Origin of the sequence: Streptomyces sp. NPDC056987 (assembly GCF_042673865.1) — a bacterium.
Classification (GTDB): Bacteria; Actinomycetota; Actinomycetes; order Streptomycetales; family Streptomycetaceae; genus Streptomyces.
In genome coordinates this window covers 1-1,072 of sequence record NZ_JBHURV010000097.1, presented here as the reverse complement: position 1 = coordinate 1,072, position 1,072 = coordinate 1, and the positions used below count along the sequence as shown (strand labels likewise).

At 66.8% G+C, this 1,072-nt stretch carries 1 pseudogene; it reads left to right on the top strand.

Annotated features, from left to right (window positions below):
* Positions 1 to 1,039, top strand: a pseudogene (locus ACFTZC_RS41960) (IS3 family transposase); the annotation flags it as partial.
* Positions 1,040 to 1,072: the final 33 nt, after the last annotated feature.

Below are 1,072 nucleotides of genomic sequence, written 5' to 3'. Positions count from 1 at the left end.
ACAGTGCCTCGCAGGACATGGAGGGCGAACTGGCCCGGCTGCGGGCGGAGAACGCCCGGCTTCTGAAGAACGAGAAGGAATGGCAGCTGGAGCGGGAGATCCTCCGCCGGGCGGCTGCCTATTTCGCCCGGGAGATGAAGTGAAGACCGCCGCTTGGGACTTCATCTCCGCCTATGCCGAGATGTACGGCATCAAGCGGATATGCCGGGTACTGGAGATCTCCCGCTCGGGCTACTACCGGTGGATCGCCGGCGCCGAAGCGCGTGCCGAGCGGCAGGCCGCCGAGGACGCCCTGGTCGCGGAGATCCGCGGGATCCACGCCGAACATCGTGGGAACTACGGCGCGTTGCGGGTCCACGCCGAGCTGCGCGGCTTCGGCCACACGGTCAACCGCAAGCGGGTCGCGCGCCTGATGCGCAAGCATCGCATCGTCGGCCGCCACCTGCGGAGGAAGAAGCGCACCACGATCGCGGACCGGCTCTCGCCACCCGCGCCGGACCTGGTCCGAAGGGACTTCACCGCCGACGCTCTGGACGAGAAGTGGTGCGGCGACATCACGTATGTGCAGGTCGGAGCCGTGTGGCTCTACCTCGCCTGCGTCATCGACATCCGTTCCCGCCGAGTGCTCGGCTGGTCGATGGCCCCGCATATGCGAGCCGAACTCGTCATCGACGCGCTCCGGAACGCGGTCGCGGCCCGTGGCGGAAATGTCGCCGGGGTGATCTTCCACGCGGACCGCGGATCGCAGTACACCTCGGCCGCGTTCGCCCAGGTCTGCGACCGGTACGGCGTCCGCAGGAGCATGGGCAGGGTCGGCTCGGGCTATGACAACGCCCTCGCTGAAAGTTTCTGGCAGGGGCTGAAAAGGGAGACGATGCACAGGAAGCTGTTCTTGACGATGCGGCAGGCGAGGCTGGAGATCTTCCAGTGGCTCACGTACTACAACGCCCGCCGCCGCCACAGCGCGCTGGGCTACCTCTCCCCGCTGGAGTTCGAACAGCAGCACCACAGGACAGCTAAACTCTCACTCGCAGCATGAACCCCTGTGTCCACACTCCGGGGGTCACCTCAG